The sequence below is a fragment of the Cupriavidus sp. FW305-F7 genome (assembly GCF_058782875.1).
Genome location: NZ_JBYSYC010000068.1, coordinates 1 through 16,790, shown reverse-complemented (window position 1 = coordinate 16,790; position 16,790 = coordinate 1). Strand labels below are relative to the sequence as shown.

Annotated in this window: 14 protein-coding genes; 12 read left to right on the top strand and 2 right to left on the bottom strand. The window is 65.1% G+C overall.

The features are described from left to right. Positions 1–25: 25 nt before the first annotated feature. Positions 26–3,541, bottom strand: a complete 3,516-nt coding sequence (locus tag AC3WL8_RS36770) for an indolepyruvate ferredoxin oxidoreductase family protein (RefSeq protein WP_492379953.1) — start codon at positions 3,539–3,541, stop codon at positions 26–28. Between the two features lie 139 nt (positions 3,542–3,680). Here AC3WL8_RS36770 and AC3WL8_RS36765 point away from each other — a divergent pair, with 139 nt between their 5' ends. After that, entirely contained in the window at positions 3,681–4,151 is a 471-nt protein-coding gene (locus tag AC3WL8_RS36765; protein WP_492379952.1) for an Lrp/AsnC family transcriptional regulator, read from the top strand. Positions 4,152–4,163: 12 nt separating this feature from the next. Here AC3WL8_RS36765 and AC3WL8_RS36760 read toward each other — a convergent pair whose 3' ends face one another. Continuing rightward, positions 4,164–6,029, bottom strand: coding sequence for a sigma-54 interaction domain-containing protein (locus AC3WL8_RS36760; protein ID WP_492379951.1), 1,866 nt, complete (start codon positions 6,027–6,029; stop codon positions 4,164–4,166). A gap of 124 nt (positions 6,030–6,153) precedes the next feature. Here AC3WL8_RS36760 and AC3WL8_RS36755 point away from each other — a divergent pair, with 124 nt between their 5' ends. The 11 genes from AC3WL8_RS36755 to AC3WL8_RS36705 form a co-directional block, all read left to right on the top strand. Beyond that, on the top strand, positions 6,154–7,338 hold the full coding sequence (locus tag AC3WL8_RS36755; RefSeq protein WP_492379950.1) for a CaiB/BaiF CoA transferase family protein: 1,185 nt from the start codon (positions 6,154–6,156) through the stop codon (positions 7,336–7,338). Positions 7,339–7,350: 12 nt separating this feature from the next. Next, positions 7,351–8,130, top strand: coding sequence for an enoyl-CoA hydratase-related protein (locus AC3WL8_RS36750; RefSeq protein ID WP_492379949.1), 780 nt, complete (start codon positions 7,351–7,353; stop codon positions 8,128–8,130). 16 nt (positions 8,131–8,146) lie between these two features. Next, positions 8,147–9,829 (top strand): class I adenylate-forming enzyme family protein, encoded by a 1,683-nt coding sequence (locus AC3WL8_RS36745; RefSeq protein WP_492379948.1) that lies wholly within the window; start codon positions 8,147–8,149, stop codon positions 9,827–9,829. A gap of 2 nt (positions 9,830–9,831) precedes the next feature. After that, the gene (locus tag AC3WL8_RS36740; protein WP_492379947.1) at positions 9,832–10,602 is read left to right on the top strand and encodes an enoyl-CoA hydratase/isomerase family protein; all 771 of its coding nucleotides are present in this window, start codon (positions 9,832–9,834) and stop codon (positions 10,600–10,602) included. Continuing rightward, complete coding sequence (locus AC3WL8_RS36735; RefSeq protein WP_492379946.1) at positions 10,595–11,347, top strand: SDR family NAD(P)-dependent oxidoreductase; 753 nt, start codon at positions 10,595–10,597, stop codon at positions 11,345–11,347. The genes AC3WL8_RS36740 and AC3WL8_RS36735 overlap by 8 nt, the downstream gene beginning before the upstream one ends. A 14-nt stretch (positions 11,348–11,361) precedes the next feature. Continuing rightward, positions 11,362–12,528, top strand: coding sequence for an acyl-CoA dehydrogenase family protein (locus AC3WL8_RS36730; RefSeq protein ID WP_492379945.1), 1,167 nt, complete (start codon positions 11,362–11,364; stop codon positions 12,526–12,528). 9 nt (positions 12,529–12,537) lie between these two features. Then, entirely contained in the window at positions 12,538–13,413 is an 876-nt protein-coding gene (locus AC3WL8_RS36725) for a 3-hydroxyacyl-CoA dehydrogenase family protein (RefSeq protein ID WP_492379944.1), read from the top strand. A 1-nt stretch (position 13,414) separates the two neighbouring features. Then, entirely contained in the window at positions 13,415–14,071 is a 657-nt protein-coding gene (locus AC3WL8_RS36720; RefSeq protein ID WP_492379943.1) for a 3-hydroxyacyl-CoA dehydrogenase family protein, read from the top strand. Next, positions 14,068–15,180, top strand: coding sequence for a CaiB/BaiF CoA transferase family protein (locus AC3WL8_RS36715; RefSeq protein ID WP_492379942.1), 1,113 nt, complete (start codon positions 14,068–14,070; stop codon positions 15,178–15,180). Before AC3WL8_RS36720 ends, AC3WL8_RS36715 begins: the two co-directional genes overlap by 4 nt. 10 nt (positions 15,181–15,190) lie before the next feature. Continuing rightward, complete coding sequence (locus tag AC3WL8_RS36710; protein ID WP_492379941.1) at positions 15,191–16,180, top strand: NADPH:quinone oxidoreductase family protein; 990 nt, start codon at positions 15,191–15,193, stop codon at positions 16,178–16,180. A gap of 104 nt (positions 16,181–16,284) precedes the next feature. Then, a partial coding sequence (locus AC3WL8_RS36705; protein WP_492379940.1) for a 3-hydroxyacyl-CoA dehydrogenase NAD-binding domain-containing protein occupies positions 16,285–16,790 on the top strand: 506 nt, incomplete at its 3' end.

Below are 16,790 nucleotides of genomic sequence, written 5' to 3'. Positions count from 1 at the left end.
TTCCTTGTTTCCTTGGCCGCCTTGGTCAAGCAGCATTGATGCTGCTGAGTTGTTGCCTGCCGCTTTCACTGCCGGCACCGTCCATCAGCCCCGCCAGCGCCGCGGCACGCCGCCCGGCATGGATCTCCATGGCCTGCGCCTTCACCGGGCCGAAGCCGCGAATTTCCATTGGCATTGCCGCAAATTCGACCGCCTGCTGGAGCGTCTGCGGCGTGAGCCGCGCGCAGACCTTACGGACATCGTGGAAGTACTCTGCGATGAGGCGCCGCTCCGCGCCTCGCTCGGCGGTGTAGCGGAAGACATCCAGCGGCGTGCCCCGCAGCCCGCGAAGACCGGAAACGATCTTGAGCACAGGGAAGATCCACGGCCCGAACTTGCGCTTCTGCGGCCGGCCGGTCTTCGGATCGGTACGGGACAGCAGCGGCGGTGCCAGCCAGAGCGATACCTTGTCCGCCTGCGAGAACTGGTTCTGCAACGATTCGCGGAAAGCCGGCGCCGTGTACAGGCGGGCCACCTCGTACTCGTCCTTGTAGGCCATCAGCTTGTAGGCGCTGCGGGCCACGGCCGTGGTCAATGCCTCGCTGCCCGGCTTCGCCTGGGTTTCGGCGGTCCTCACCAGGGCAATCAGGTCGAGATACTTCTTTGCATAGTCGTTGCCCTGGTATTCGACAAGCTGGCGCCGATACATATCGATCAGCGCGTCCAGCGAGTCCGCTTCCGGCTTCGATGCAAGCGGCTGTTGGCCGATGGCATCCAGTGCATCCGGCCTAGCCGCGGCGATACGTCCCCAGTTGAAGGCCGACTTGTTCATCTCGACAGCCGCGCCATTGCGCTCGATCGCTTGTTCGATCGCTTCGCGGCTCAACGGGACCAGCCCCTGCTGCCACGCGTAACCGAGCATCATGGTATGCGTCGGCAGGGTATCGCCGAAGATGCGCTGCGCCAGCGCGCCTGCATCCATGGCATGGAACGATGCGCTGTGGCAGCGGCTGCGGACCCGGTCATGCATCAGCCTGACCGGCAATGCGGCGTCCCGGTTGCTGATCACATCCGGCGTGGGCGTTTCCGCCAGGTTGAGGACAGCGGCGGTGCGGCCCGGCGCCAGCCGGGTCAGCGAGTCGACCGCCGCGGACACCACCAGGTCGGCCCCTAGCAACAGGTCGGCTTTCCCTTCGCCGATGCGCGACGCCGGGATCTGGAAGTCGGCCATGGCGATACGCACCTGGCTGACGACGGCGCCGTTCTTCTGCGCCATGCCGGTGAAGTCGAGCACCGTAGCCGCCAGGTCATCGAAGCTTGCCGCCGCGCCGAGCAAGGCGCCCATCGTCAGGACCCCGGAGCCGCCGATGCCGGTGATGTAGATATTGAACGGCTCGTCCAGCGCTGGGAGTGCCGGTGCAGGCAGTTTCGCAACCAGTTCCGCCTCCGTGGCGGCGAGCCGCCGCTTGTCCGGCTTGCGCAGCGCGACACCTTCCACCTCGACGAAGCTCGGGCAGAAGCCTTTGACGCAGGAGAAGTCCTTGTTGCAGGCGCTCTGGTTGATGGTGCGCTTGCGGCCGAGCGCGGTCTCCAGCGGCTCGATGGAGATACAGTTCGACTGCACCGAGCAATCGCCGCAGCCCTCGCAGACCTGGTGATTGATAAACAGGCGGCGGTCCGGGTCCGGCATCTCCTTGCGCTTGCGGCGCCGCCGCTTCTCGGCGGCGCAGGTCTGCTCGTAGACGATCGCCGTGACGCCGGCGATCTCCCTGAGCTGGCGCTGCACCGCATCGAGCTGATCGCGATGGAAGACCTCCACCCCTGGTGCCAGCGCCTTATCGCCCTGCCAGCGCGCGGGATCGTCGGTGACCAGCGCAATCCGTCCCACACCCTCCGCGTGCAGTTGCCGCGTGATGCGGGCGGGATCGTTCACGCCTTCCGCGGGCTGCCCGCCGGTCATCGCGACCGCGTCGTTGTACAGGATCTTGTAGGTGATGTTGGTCTTCGCGGCGATGGCGGCACGGATGGCAAGCAGGCCGGAGTGCTGGTAAGTGCCGTCGCCGAGGTTCTGGAACACGTGCGCCGTCCTGGAGAACGGTGCCGCGCCAACCCACTGTGCGCCCTCGCCGCCCATGTGGCTCATCACCTTGGTCTTCAGTTCCGGCTGCGAGATCGCCATCACGTGGCAGCCGATCCCGCCGCTGCTGATCGAGCCGTCCGGCGTGCGCGTCGAGGTGTTGTGCGGGCAGCCCGAGCAGAAGTACGGACGGCGGATGGGGATGACCGCGGCGGAAGGCTTCTTCGCAGCGGCGTCGAGGACGGCAAGGCGATCCTGCATCCACGGCGCGTCGATGCCGTTGGCCAGTACCCGTCGCACCAGCACGCCGGCAACCAGGTGGGCACTCAGCTCCGATATCTCGGGCAGCAGCGCCGCGCCATCCCGGTCGGTCTTGCCGGTCACGACGGGGCGGTCCGACGCGGGCCGGTGGAACAGCGCCTGCTTGAGCTGGGCCTCGACGTTGGCGCGCTTCTCTTCCACCACGAGCACTTCCCGATGCCCCGCCGCGAACGCGCAGGCGCCCTCGGTTTCCAACGGCCAGCTCATCGCCACCTTGTAGACGGAGACACCCATGGCGCGCAGGTCGGCATCGGCCAGGCCAAGGTCGCGGCACGCCTGCATCAGATCCTGGTGCGCCTTGCCGACGGTGATGATCCCAAGCCGCCTGGCGTGCGCCTCGACCACGACCCGGTCGAGCCGGTTCGCCCTTGCCCATGCGCGCGCGGCGGGAAGGCGTTCTTCGATCAGGCGGCGCTCAAGTTCCCCGCGCTGACCCGGCCATGCCACGCTCGGGTCCCAGTTAAGTCCGTGCGCGGGCACGGCGAAGTCGACAGGTTCGACGAAGGCCGGCCAGGCACCCAGGTCGACGGTGGCGGCGGTTTCCACCACCTCCGCGATCGTCTTCAGCGACACCCACAGCCCGGAGAAGCGCGACATCGCGATGCCGGCGAGGCCGAGTTCGATAACCTCGCGCACATTGCCCGGCTGCAGCACGGGAATCGATGCCGAATGAAAGATGCCGTCGGTCTGGTGCGGAAACGTGGACGACTGCGCGGCGTGGTCATCGCCGGAAACGGCGAGCACGCCGCCCAGTTTCGACGTGCCAAGCATGTTGGCGCAGCGGAAGACGTCGCCCGTGCGGTCTACGCCAGGCCCTTTCCCGTACCAGATGCCAAAGACGCCGTCGGCCTTGGTTTCCCCGAAGGCGCGGTGCATTTGTGCACCCCATAGTGCCGTGGCGGCGAGGTCTTCATTGAGACCCGGCTGGAACACCACATCATGGGCAGCGAGTTGCTTCGATGCCTTCCACAGTTGCTGGTCGTATGCGCCGAGCGGCGACCCGCGGTAGCCGGATACCAGGCCGGCGGTACTGAGACCGCGCGCACGGTCAAGCTCGCGCTGTATCATCGGCAGGCGAACCAGTGCCTGTATGCCGGTCAGGAATGTTCGTTGCTCGGCTGCTGCCGAACCCAATGCACTGGGCAACGTCGCTTGATTAACCACGCGGGCCTCCGGGGGGATTTCATCTGAAAATGGATGAGTTAGTTTAGGTTTCGCCCCGGATCGATCTGCACCAAAGTGCATTACAGGTTGGTCGTTTTGTAGTACGTTTGAACTATCTCCAGCCGAACGTAAAGATCAAATGAACTATGTCCACAATCTCGACAAAGCCGACCTTCAAATCCTGCGGGAGCTGGCGCGCGACGGGCGGCTGAGTTGGCGGCAACTGTCGGAACGGATCGGGCTGTCGCTGACCCCGACGCTCAAGCGCGTCCACAGGCTTGAGGAACAGGGCTATATCCGCGGTTACGTGGCGCGGCTCGACGAAGGCAAGCTGATCGGCGAACTCAATGTGTTCGTATCCGTCACGCTGGAGAACCAGTCGGAGGCGGCGATCGCCCGCTTCGAGAAGGAGATTGTTGTCGCACCGGAGGTCATGAGCTGCTTCACCATGACCGGCGATGCGGACTTCATTTTGCGTGTGGTGGTGCCGGATATGGGCTCGTATCAGAACTTCCTGACCCGGACGCTGACGCGCATCAAGGGCGTCGAGCACATACGGTCCAGCTTCGCCCTCAAGGCTGTACTGAACCGTACCTCGCCGATGCTATAGCGCGCTGGACTGTCAGCGGGAGGCCGGCTCGTCATCGCGAGCCTCTTCCATCATGCTCAGCCGCTTGTAGAGGTAAGAGCGGGAGATACCGAGCTCCTCCGCCACGCGCTTCTTGTTGCCGCCCGTGCGCCGCATGGCCTCGAGGATCAGCTCGCATTCCACCCGCTCCTTGGCCTCCCGGATGTCCGCCTTCCCCTGTCCGGCCAGGCTGTCGGTGCCTGCCGGGCGCCTGCCCGCCGACTGGTCGGCACCTTCGAGGCTGCCGAAGTCGGCGATGGACAACGCAGGACCATCGCAGAAGATCGCCGCACGCTCAATCGCGTGCTGTAGCTGCCGGATGTTGCCCGGCCACGCGCAAGATTGCAGGTAGCGGATGGCCGATTCGGAAATGGCCTTCTTGGGGGCACCGTGCCGTGACGCGAATGCCTCCAGGAAGGTGTCGGCAAGTTCCGGGATATCTTCCAGGCGATCGCGCAGCGCGGGCAGGCGCAAGGTGACCGCGCTGATCCGGTAGAACAGGTCCAGTCGGAAAGTCGAGCTGGCGATCATGGACTTGAAGTCCCGATTGCTGGCGGAGATGAGGCGGAAATCGGAATGCCGGGCCCGTTCGCCGCCGATGCGCTCGAACTGCCCGTCCTGCAGCACGCGCAGCAGCTTCACCTGCATGTCGATCGGCATGTCGCCGATTTCATCCAGGAACATGGTGCCGGTATCCGCCGCCTCGAACTTGCCCTTCCGCCCCTTCCGGTCTGCTCCCGTAAACGCCCCGGGCTCATAGCCGAACAACTCGCTCTCCACCAGATTGGGGGGCATCGCCGCCGCATTGACGAGGATCAGCGGCTTGTCGCTGCGGGGGCTCAGCATATGGATGGCATGGGCGACCATCTCCTTGCCCGTGCCGCTCTCCCCGGCCAGCAGGACCGGCACGTCGAGCGGGGCGACCCGCAGGATGTCCTCCTTGAGCCTGCGTACCGCATCGCTGCTGCCGACAATCTGGTCCAGGCCGTAGCTGCGATTGCGGATGCCGGAGAGCTCGCGCTTGTAGAAGTCCAGCTCCTGCTTGACGCGCGCCAGCTCCCCGGTCAGCTCGCGCATCGCCTCCGGTCCTTTGAACATCACCTGTCCGATGGCGGCCACCACCCGCTTGTTGCTGTCGAAGATGGGCAGGCGCGAAACGACGCGCGTGACGCCATTCATCTCCTGCAGTTGTGCGACCTGCGCCTTACCAGTCTTTACTACCTCCTGGAGCTTGCTGTTCTCGATGACCTCGGTCACCGGACGGCCGATTGCCTCGCCATGCTTGAGCCGGAAGAACCGCTCATGGACCGGGCTCATGTAGGTGATCTTGCCCGCGGTATCGACCACGACCATGGCCTTGTAGGGGTCGGTCACAAAGTGTCTGAGGATGTCCTCGGCCGAATCCACGCTGGCCAGGAATTCCGTCAGTTCGTCGGCTTCCTGCACGGCAAAGATCAGGAAGCAGACGGCATCGCGCGTAGGAATGGCCGCCACCGTCAGCGGGCGTTCCAGTTCCGTCATGGCTGAAAGCCGCCTGACGGGAACGCGGGCGCGGTTCTGCCACATGCGGCTCAGCGAACCGGAGACCAGCGTGTCTCGGCCCAGTCCGCTTGCAAATGTCGTCTTGCCCTCGTTGTCCAGCACGAGGATGCCTTCCGATTCTCGTTTCATGTCTCCACCACATGGGGAGCGTGGCCGGCGGTGAGTGTCTTTGCCGAAGACACAAGTGCCTTTCCGACTACGCTCGAGTACAGCTCGAATACAGTCCAATTCTAAGACCTGCTGCGCTTGTCTGCCGCACTGATGCAGGCCTATCGCGGCTTCCAGGCCAAGCGGGAATTGGGTCTCGGGAACTCGCAAAGGATCACTGCAAAGTGCATGCCAAAACACTGGCACGCCCTTTGCGGATACCGGTGCGACCTTGTTCACCCGACCCGAAATGGACGCCCTGAATACACTCCCACTTATGCCCCAGGGTCCTGGAATGCGATGCCTCGAAGGCGTGCGCGTGCTGGACTTCACCACCTCAGTCGCCGGCCCCTACGGCACCTTGCTGCTCGCCGATCTTGGCGCGGAAGTCATCAAGATAGAGAAGCGCGCGGGCGGCGACGACACGCGCAGCTGGGGCCCGCCTTTCCTGGAGGGCGAGTCGCTGTGGTTCCTGAGCATGAACCGCAACAAGCAGAGCATGACGGTCGACCTGACCCGGGCCGAGGGTCGCGGCATCGCCCATCAACTGGTGCGCCAGGCCGATGTCGTCGTCCTGAATACGACGCAGCGGGTGCAGGAAAAGCTCGGGCTGGACTACGTCACGCTCAAGGCGATCCACCCGGGGCTGATCCATGTGTCCGTGACCGGCTTCGGCCTGCAGGGCGAGCGTGCCGACCTGCCCTGCTATGACCTGATCGCCGAAGGCTACTCCGGCGTGATGCATCTCACCGGAGAGGCAGGCCGGCCAGCACAGAAGGTCGGCACCCCTGCGGCCGACCTGCTGGCCGGCCAGGATATTGCCATGGCCACGCTCGCCGCGCTGTTCGAGCGGCAACGCACCGGTGCCGGCAAGCGGGTCGATGTATCGATGGTTGCCACAGCCACGCGCTTCATGGCACCGCGAATCGTCCCGTTCCTCGGGTCCGGCGAGCCGCCGATACGCTCGGGCGGTACCGACTCGGTCATTGCCATCTACCAGGTGTTCGAGACGGCTGACTTCCCCATCACGCTCGGCTTGGGCAACGACGCCATCTGGCAGCGCTTCTGGGACGCCGTTGAGCACCCCGCCTACGGCAAGCAGGCCGGCTTTGAAACCAATGCGAAGCGTCGCCAGGCACGAGACACGATCGTGGCTGCTATTGCCGAGATCCTGGCCACCCGACCGCGCGAACACTGGCTGGCGCTGTTCGCACGGCACCGGATCCCGGCCGGCCCGATCAACAGCATCGACCAACTGGTTGACGACGCGCCGTTGCGCGACGCCGGCATGTTCTTTACCGGCCAAGGTGCCGCGGGCCGTGTCCCGCAGGTTGGCCTGGGCATCGGCTTCGACGGCGCCAGCGCCGTCTATCGCACCCCTCCCCCCGCTCTCGGGCAGGACACCGAACGCATTCTCGCGGAACGCCTTTCCATGTCCGCGACGTGTATTGCAGGCCTCATCGACGCAGAAATCGTCTAATCAGGAGACACAATGAGCTACTCGGAAATCCTCTACGAAGAAGACGGCCCCATCGGCACGATCACGCTGAACCGGCCGGAAGACGGCAACATGTTCACGGAGACCATGTGCCACGAGATCCGCGATTGCATCAACGCGATCCGCCGTGAAACCCGTACGCGCGTGATCGTGATCACCGGCGCCGGCGACAAGTTCTTCTGCACCGGCGGCCGCAAGGACGGCATGCAGGACACCACGCTCTATGCCGGAGTGCTGCCGACGCTGGAGATGTACGAGAGCATCGACCGGCTGCAGAAGCCCGTGATTGCGTCGGTCAATGGCTTCGCGGTTGGCGGCGGCAACGTGCTGCAGGTCGTCTGCGATCTGACCATCGCGAAGGAGTCGGCGATCTTCCGCCAGGTGGGCCCGATGGTTGGCAGCTTCGACGCTGGCTATGGCACGTGGTACCTGGAGGACCTGGTCGGAAAGAAGCGCGCCAAGGACATCTGGTACCGCAATCCCAAGATCAGCGCGAAAGAGGCGCTTGAGATCGGCCTGATCAACCGGATCGTACCGGATGACCAGCTTCGTGCCGCCACGCGCGAGTATGCCCTTGAGGTCGCCGAGCGCGGCGCGTTCGCCCTCGCCTCACTGAAGAGCGCCTTCAATGCGCGCCACGGCGGCGTGAGCGGCCTGTCGCGGATGGCGCACGACCTGCTGCTGCGCGGCTACCTCGAATCGGACGAGCACGACGAGCTGGCAGCCGCCTTCGCCGAGCGCCGCAAGCCCGATCCGTCGAAGTTCGGCCATTGAAGTACGGGTGACCATCATGCAGAACATCCTGACCCTTCACAACCCGCAGAATGCGAGGGACTACTACCTGTCTGGCATCTGGCAGCAAGAGACGCTGTACACGCTGGCCCGGCGCCATGCGCGCGAGCGTCCCACCTCCTGCGCACTGCGCGATGCCGATGTCAGGCTGACCTGGCGCGAAGTGGTCGACTGGATCGACAGCGTCGCCGAAACGCTGCATCGCCAGGGCATGAAGCCCGGCGACCGCGTCGGCATCTGGCTGCCCAACGTCGTGCACGCGACCATCATTTTCCTGGCGTGCTCGCGCAATGGCTACGTCTGCTGCCCGTCGTTGCACCAGAACTACACCGTCGACGAGATCTGCACGCTGCTGAACCGCATCCAGTGCCGCGCGCTGTTTGCGATGCCGGGCTATGGGGCGGACTCGGACCGCAACTCCATCTTCGCTCGGGTGGCGGATATCCCGACGCTGGCCTGCGTGCTTGCGCTGCCCAATCCGGCTGCCGGCGATGCCGCGCTGCCGGAGGGCGCCCTGCCGTTCCCGGACAGGCAGCCTCCTTCTGCCCTCTCCACGCCGGACCTGAACCCGGACAAGATCGTCTATCTGGCCTTCACCTCTGGCACCACCGGCCTACCCAAAGGCGTCATGCACAGCGACAACACGCTGCTGGCGAATGGCCGTGCCCTGGTAGAGGACTGGGGCCACACGGCCGACACCACGCTGCTGACGCTCAGCCCGATGAGCCACCACATTGCGACGGTCGCGATGGAGCAGATGCTGGTGGCCGGGCTGGAGATGGTGATGACCAACCTGCGCGCCGGCAAGCACGCGCTCGACTGGATCCTGGAAACGGGCGCGACCTACGTGATGGGCGTACCCACCCATGCGATGGACATCCTGCAGGCGGTACGCGACCGCAACATGACGTCGCTGGGCGAGGTCCGCACCTTCTACATGGCCGGTGCGGCCATCCCCCGCGAAGTCGCGCAGAAGTTTGTCAGCCTGGGCGTGACGCCGCAGAACGTGTATGGCATGACCGAGAACGGGTCGCACAACTACACCGTTCCGACCGACACGCAGGACACCATCGTGTCCACCTGCGGACGCGCATGCCGGGGCTATGAGGTGAAGCTCTGGAAGCAGGACAACATCGACGAAGAAGCCGAGGTCGGCGAAGTCGGCGAGATCGGCGGGCGCGGCGGCCTGCTGATGCTCGGGTACTTCAGCAACCAGGTCGCTACCGAGACTTCGTTCAATATCCATGGCTGGTTCATGAGCGGGGATCTCGGCATCGTCGACGAGAACGGCTGCGTGGTGATCGTCGGGCGCAAGAAGGACCTGATCATCCGCGGCGGCCACAACATCCACCCGGCACGGATCGAGGAACTCGCCATGCGCCATCCCAAGGTGGAACGCGCCGCGGCCTATCCGGTGCAGGACGAGCGACTGGGCGAGAAGGTCTGCCTAGCGGTCATCGTGCGCGCCGGGCAAGAGCTGCCCGCGAACGACATGCTGGAACACCTGGCTGGCTGCGGCTTGTCCAAGTACGACATGCCGGAGTACTTCCTCGGACTCGACAGCTTCCCGCTGACTGCCAGCGGAAAGATCCTCAAACGCGAACTGGTCGACATGACCCTGCGCGGACAGTTGAAGCCGACGGCCGTCCGTTATCGGGCACGTGCAGTTGCAGGAGCATAACCATGGCGATTGACATCAAGTATGCCGGCCCGTATGCGGTCCTGACCCTGAACCGGCCCGACGCACTGAACGCATTGCAGTTCGCGATGATCGAGGCCTTGTCGTACGCCCTCGACCAGGTGGCGGCATCCGACGCGCGCGCGCTCATCGTCACCGGCGCCGGCCCCAAGGCGTTCTGCGCCGGCGCCGACATCAAGGAGCTGATGGACAGGGACCTGATGGCACAGCGCCTCGGCGCCCAACTGGGCCAGCGCACCTTCGCCAAGCTGGCGGCGCTGCGGATTCCATCCGTGGCGGTGCTGCACGGCTACGCCTTCGGCGGCGGCCTCGAACTGGCCATGGCCTGTACCTTCCGCATCGCTACCGTCAAGGCGCGCTTGGGCCTGCCCGAGATCAAGCTTGGCCTGATTCCCGGCTACGGCGGCACCCAGCGGCTGCCGCGCCTGGTGGGCGAAGCGCGCGCCACCGAACTGGTGATGTCGGGTCGGACGGTGGACGCAATCGAGGCCGAGCGTTGGGGCCTGGTCAACCGTGTCGTGCCGGAAGGCGAACCGGAGGAACTCGGCAAAGCCTTCATGGCCGATTTCGTCGGTTACAGCCGGTGCGCATCGCTGTTTGCCCGCGAGGCCGTGGCACGCGGCATGGCGACCACGCTGGACGAGGGCCTGGACATCGAGGCCGACCTGTCCACGCTTGCCTACCAGACCGCCGATGCGGCGGAGGGCATGCGCGCCTTTCTGCAAAAACGCACTCCGGAGTTCAAAGATGCCTGAGATCAACGGTACGGTCATCGTGACGGGCGGCAGCCGCGGTATCGGTGCATCCATCTCAACCGAGCTTGCCTGCGCCGGTTTGCACGTGGCGTGCCTGTCCCGCTCCGGCGAGCTTCCCGATCTGCAAGGACTGGACGAAGCAGCGCAAGTCCGGGTGCGCGCCATGCGATGCGATATCACTGCCCCGGAATCGGTCCAGGCTGCGTTCGCCGCGGTGCCGGGGATGTTCGGCACGCCGTTGGTGGGCTTGGTCAACAACGCAGGCATCCATTTGCAAGGCGCGTCCGCAACCTTCCCGCTTACAGACTTCGAGCGGGTGATGACGACCAATGCCACCTCGGTGCTGCTGGCCAGCCAGGCCGCCCACCCCTACCTGTGCGAGAGCGGTTCGTCGCTCATCGTCAATATCGGCTCGTTCTACGACAAGCTGGGCGTCAAGGGCAACGCCGCCTACTGCGCATCCAAGGCCGCGGTGGGTGCGATCTCGCGCTGCCTTGCCGTGGAATGGGCACGCAACGGCATCCGCGTCCTCAATATCGCGCCCGGGTATATCGAGACGGACCTGAACCGGGACGAGCTGAATGGCGAGGCGCTGCAAGCGTTCCTGAAGAAGCGGATTCCCGCCGGCGGCCCGGGGCAAGCCGCCGATATTGGCCGGCTCGTCGCCATGCTGTTCCAGTTGCCCGGACGTTTCCTGACCGGCGAGACGCTCTATGTCGACGGCGGCCAGGGCATGGCCCTTTGAACAAGGATGCACTCATGAACATTCTGGAACGACTGGACGCCCACCTGCCCCTCTCCGATGAAGAGCGGATGATCCTGGACAGCGTCAGGGACCTCTGCGAAACGCAGATCGCACCGCGCGCCGCCGAGTATGACCGCACCGGCGCCTTCCCGTGGGAGAACGTGCAGGCGATCAATGCGCTGGGGCTGAACGCGATGTTCATCCCGGACGCCTATGGCGGCGCGCAACTCTCCTATCTCTGCTACCTCGCTTGCGTACGGGAGATTTCCAAGGCGTGCGCATCGACCGGCATCGTCTGGGCGACGAATTTCCATGCCATCAAGCCGCTGATCGAATACGGCAGCGAGGAACAGAAGGCCCGCCTGCTGCCGCGGATTGCCGAGGGCGGTCTCGCTTCACTGGCGATCACCGAGCCGTCGGCCGGCTCCGACGCGACCGGCATGCGCACCAGCTTTACCCCTGACGGTGACGAGATCGTCATCGACGGTGGCAAGACCTTTATCACCAACGGCGACGTCGCCGACCAATACCTGCTGTTCGGCAAGTGGTCGGAGATCAGCGATCCGAAGGCAGCCATTTCGGTGCTGATCCTGGAGAAAGGCACCGAGGGGCTGCGCGTGCTGGGCACCGAGCACAAGATGGGCACACGTGCCTCCAGCACCGCCAGCCTGGCGTTCGATGGCTGCCGCGTGCCGCGCGCCAACCTGATCGGCAATCCCGGGGATGGCCTGCGCATCCTGTTCGGTTCGCTGAACCGCTCGCGGCCCAGCGTCGCGGCGCATGCGCTGGGCATCGCCCGTGCCGCCTTCGAGGACGCCGTTGCGTATATCAACGAGCGCCGGCAATCGGGCAAACGGATCCTGGAATTCCAGGGCATCCAGTTCATGCTGGCCGACCTCGCGTCGGAACTGGCGCTGTGCGAATCGTGGCTATGGCGCGTCGGTGAGATGGTCGACGCCGGCGAGAAGGACTTTGGCGTCGAGGCCTCAATGCTAAAGCAGCGCGCATCGGATGCCGCCATGCGGATCACGACGGACGCGGTCCAGCTTCTGGGTGGCTACGGCTACTGCAACGACTATCGCGTCGAACGGCTGATGCGCGACGCCAAGATTACGCAGATCTGGGAGGGCACGAACCAGGTGCACCGCCAGCTGATCGGACGCAGTTTCTTGAAGAAGTAGGAGACAACGGTGACAACTATCCAAACCGTCGGCGTGGCCGGCGCCGGCACCATGGGGGCCGGGATCGCCATTGTGGCGGCCCGCGCGGGATTCCGGACCATCGTGTTCGATGCCAGGCAAGAGGCGCTTGACCGTGCCAAAGGCCAGACCGAGGCTTTCCTGAAGAAATCGGAGGAACGCGGCAAGCTGCCGCCGGGCGCCGCCGCCGCCGCGCTGGACCGGTGGCAAGGCACCACCGAGCTGGCGAGACTGGCAGAGTGCGACATCATCATCGAGGCCGTCTTCGAGGATCTTGCGGTCAAGCACCAGTTGTTCCAGGCGCTCGACCCGGTCTGCCCGGAGAGCACCATCTTTGCGTCGAACACCTCCACGATCTCCATCACCGAGATCGCCGGCGGCTCAGGCCGGCCGGACCGCTTCGTCGGCATGCACTTCTGCCTGCCGGCGCAGCTGATGAAGCTGATCGAGATGTCCCCCGGGCTCGCCACATCCGATGAGACCTTCCAGCGTGCCTGGGCCTTTGCCGAAGCCATGGGACAGAAGCCGGTAACCACGCAGGACACGCCGGGCTTCATCCTTAACTACTTCCTGATCCCGTTCAACAACGACGCCATCAGGCTGGTCGAGCAAGGCGTGGCCGAGCCCGCCGATATCGACCTGGCGATCAAGACCGCCCTCGGCTATCCGATGGGTCCGCTCGAACTGCTCGACCTGGTCGGCATGGATACCCAGAAGCTGCTGTGCGAGGCCATGCATGGCCTGACCCATGAGCCGCGCGCCGCCTGCCCGCCGCTGGTACGGCGCATGATCGCCGCCAACCGCCTTGGCAAGAAAACCGGCAGAGGTTTTCACGTCTACGGCGATACCAAGATGTTCGGAGCCTGATATGCGATACGAGATCGTTCGTGCCGGCGAGAGCCGCTCCTTCCCAGCCCCACACGCCTTCCTGGAACAATCCACTGCGGACGGCGAGGGCCTGGTCTACCTCGGTGCCAACGCCGGCGCATCCTATGCCAGCGGTACCGGCCACGAGGCCAGGACCTTTGTTGCCGTCGAGCTCGATACCGAGTGCCTGGGCTTCCATACCGGCGAGAACCGCGGCCTGGAAGGGTCGAATGTCGTTGGCTTCGCCCGCTTCCGGCTGGGCAATGCCGATCCCAGCCCGCTGGTCGAACTGGTGCGGCAACCGGCCACGGATCCCGCAGCGATCGAGGCTGCCAAAGCGGCATTCCAGGCCAGCGGCCTGGTGGTCGCGGTCTGCAATGACTTTCCGGGACGCATCGTCGACCGGCTGATCCGGCCCTACTTCAACGCGGCACTGCGGCGCCTGGACGAAAAACTGGCCACCGCCGTGGACCTGGACAAGACCCTGTGCCTGGGCCTCGGCTATCCGGAAGGGCCGATCTCGCTGCTGGAGCGCACCGGGCTGGCACAGCACTACGCTGTCACCCAGGCGCTGTACGAGGCGCTGGGTCAGGAACCTTATGCGCCTGCACGCCGCGCCCGCGTCGCTGCCGAACGCGCCAAGGCAGGCACGCCATGACACAACCATTGACTGGGGTGAAGGTGCTGGACTTCAGCACCCTGCTACCCGGGCCGCTGTGTTCCTTGCTGCTGGCCGAGGCCGGGGCCGAGGTCATCAAGTTCGAGCGGCCCGGCCGCGGCGACGAAATGCGGTCGTATGAGCCCAAGGCCGATGCGGACAGTACCAACTTCGTGCTCCTCAATCGCGGCAAAAAGTCCGTCGCCATCGACCTGAAATCGCCGGCCGCGATCGACAGCCTTGTGCCGCTGATCCAGGAGGCCGACGTCCTGCTCGAGCAATTCCGGCCGGGTGTGATGGACCGGCTGGAGCTAGGCTACGCGGATGTCACGAAGATCAATCCTCGACTGGTCTACTGCTCGATCACCGGTTTTGGCCAGCACGGTCCGAGGGCGAACGAGGCCGCACATGACCTGAATTACGTCGCCGCTGCGGGCATGCTGTCGCTGACAGCCGGCGCTGACGGCAAGCCAGGGCTGCCGCCGGCGCTGATCGCCGACATTGCCGGCGGCGCGTATCCGGCCATGATTAATATCCTGCTGGCCCTGCGCCAGCGCGAGCAGAGCGGCAAAGGCATCCATCTGGACATCGCCATGGCCGACAACCTGTTCGCGTTCCAGTATTGGGGGCTTGGCGCCGGTGCCCGGGGCCAGTGGCCCCGCCCTGCCTCAGACCTGGTGACCGGGGGTTCGCCGCGGTATCAGGTCTACCGGACCGCCGATGGCGCTTTCCTCGCCGCGGCACCGATCGAAGAAAAGTTCTGGGGCAACTTCACCACGCTGATCGAACTGGATGCCGCCGCACTCGACCGGCTCGCGCCGGCAGATGCGACCGAGGCGATCGCCGCCGCGGTGGCAAAGCGCACGGCTGACTACTGGATGGACCGCTTCGCGGGACAGGACGTTTGCACCAGCCGTGTGGTCAGCCTGGAGGAGGCTGCGGCGGATCCGCATTTCGCTGCACGGCATTTGTTTGACCGGACAGTGAAGACCGCGGCGGGCACCACATTGCCCGCGTTACCCGTTCCGGTGGACGCGGCATTCCGCAGCGCGAGCCCCGAGCAGACCTCGCCCGCCCTCGGCGCCGACAACCATCTTCTCGAATCATAAGATCGTCGATATGAAGGCTATCGTTATCCAGGAGTTCAATGAGCCCGAGCATCTGTCCATTGGCGAGCTGCCGGATCCGGTGCTCCCTGCCGATGGTGTCCTGATTGAAGTCCGGGCCGCCGCGGTCAACTATCCCGACCTGCTGGTGGTGCGCGGGAAATACCAGATCCTGCCCGAGCGCCCTTTTGCACCGGGCAAGGATGCCGCAGGAGTCGTGCGCGCGGTCGGCAGTGATGTCAGGAAGCTGCGTCCCGGCGATCGCGTGGTGGCACAGCTCGAATACGGTGCGTACGCGGAACTCGTCAGTGCCAGCGAGAACGCTTGTTTCCGGATCCCGGACAGCATGTCGTTCGAAGACGCCGCGGCAATGGGGCTGGTCTATCAGACTGCTTACTTCGCTCTGGTCGAACGAGGGGGATACCAGGAAGGTGAAACGGTGCTGGTGACCGGCGCCGCCGGTGGCGTCGGCTCCGCGGCGCTGCAGATCGTGAAGGGGCTTGGTGGAACTGCGCTCGCCGGCGTCAGCGGCGCCGGGCATGCGAAGGCCGTCACCGAGATGGGCGCGGACGCTGTCATTGACCTGGCAGCGCCGAACCTGCGGGATTCCCTGCGCGACCAGGTCCACGTCGCAACGGGAGGGCACGGTGCGGATGTTCTGCTCGACACGCTTGGCGGTGACGTATTCGATGCGGCCTTGCGCGCGATGGCATGGTGCGGTCGTGCGGTGGTCATCGGCTTTGCCGCTGGCCGCATTCCGGAAATCAAGGCCAACTACCTGCTGGTCAAGAACATCAGCGTAGGCGGGCTGCAGTGGAGCGACTATCGGGAACGGCAGCCGGGGAAAGTCCAGGCGGTGCAGGAGAAGCTCTTCAGCCTGTATGAGCAAGGGGCTATCCGGCCGCCGATTGCCGGCGTGCTGCCACTGGCCCGTGCTGGGGAAGCGCTGGCAAAACTGGCATCGGGGCAGGTCGCCGGCAAGTACGTTCTCACGCTCGACTGAAATCAAGCTTCGGGATACGGGGCCGCCTGCGTCGCATGGCGGCCCCGATTACTATCCGGTTTCTCAGTAGCAGGACGTCCTGATACTTCGATATGAACCGACAAATGAACGCCATTTCCAACTCAACTATGCGGATCGAAACCGTGGGCATCGTCGGCACCGGCGCCATGGGCCGTGGCATCGCGCAGATCGCCGCGCAGGCCGGCCTGACCGTCAACCTGTACGACGCCAACCCGCAGGCCGTGGCTACGGCCCGCCAGTACCTGCAGGACACGCTGGCCAAGCTCGCCGACAAGGGCAAGATCAGCGCCGCCGACGCCGACGCCACGCTGGCCCGCGTGAAGCCCTGCGGCGCGCTGGACGACCTGGCTGGCTGCGACATGGTGCTGGAAGCCATCGTCGAGAAGCTGGAAGTCAAGCGCGACCTCATCGCCAGGCTCGAAGCCGTGCTGCGCGAGGACGCTATCATCGCCTCGAACACGTCCTCGCTGTCGATCACCGCGATCGCGGTGGGCGCGAAGCAGCCGGGCCGCATCGCCGGCTACCACTTCTTCAACCCGGTGCCGCTGATGAAGGTGGTCGAGGTCATCGACGGCCTGTCGGGCAACCC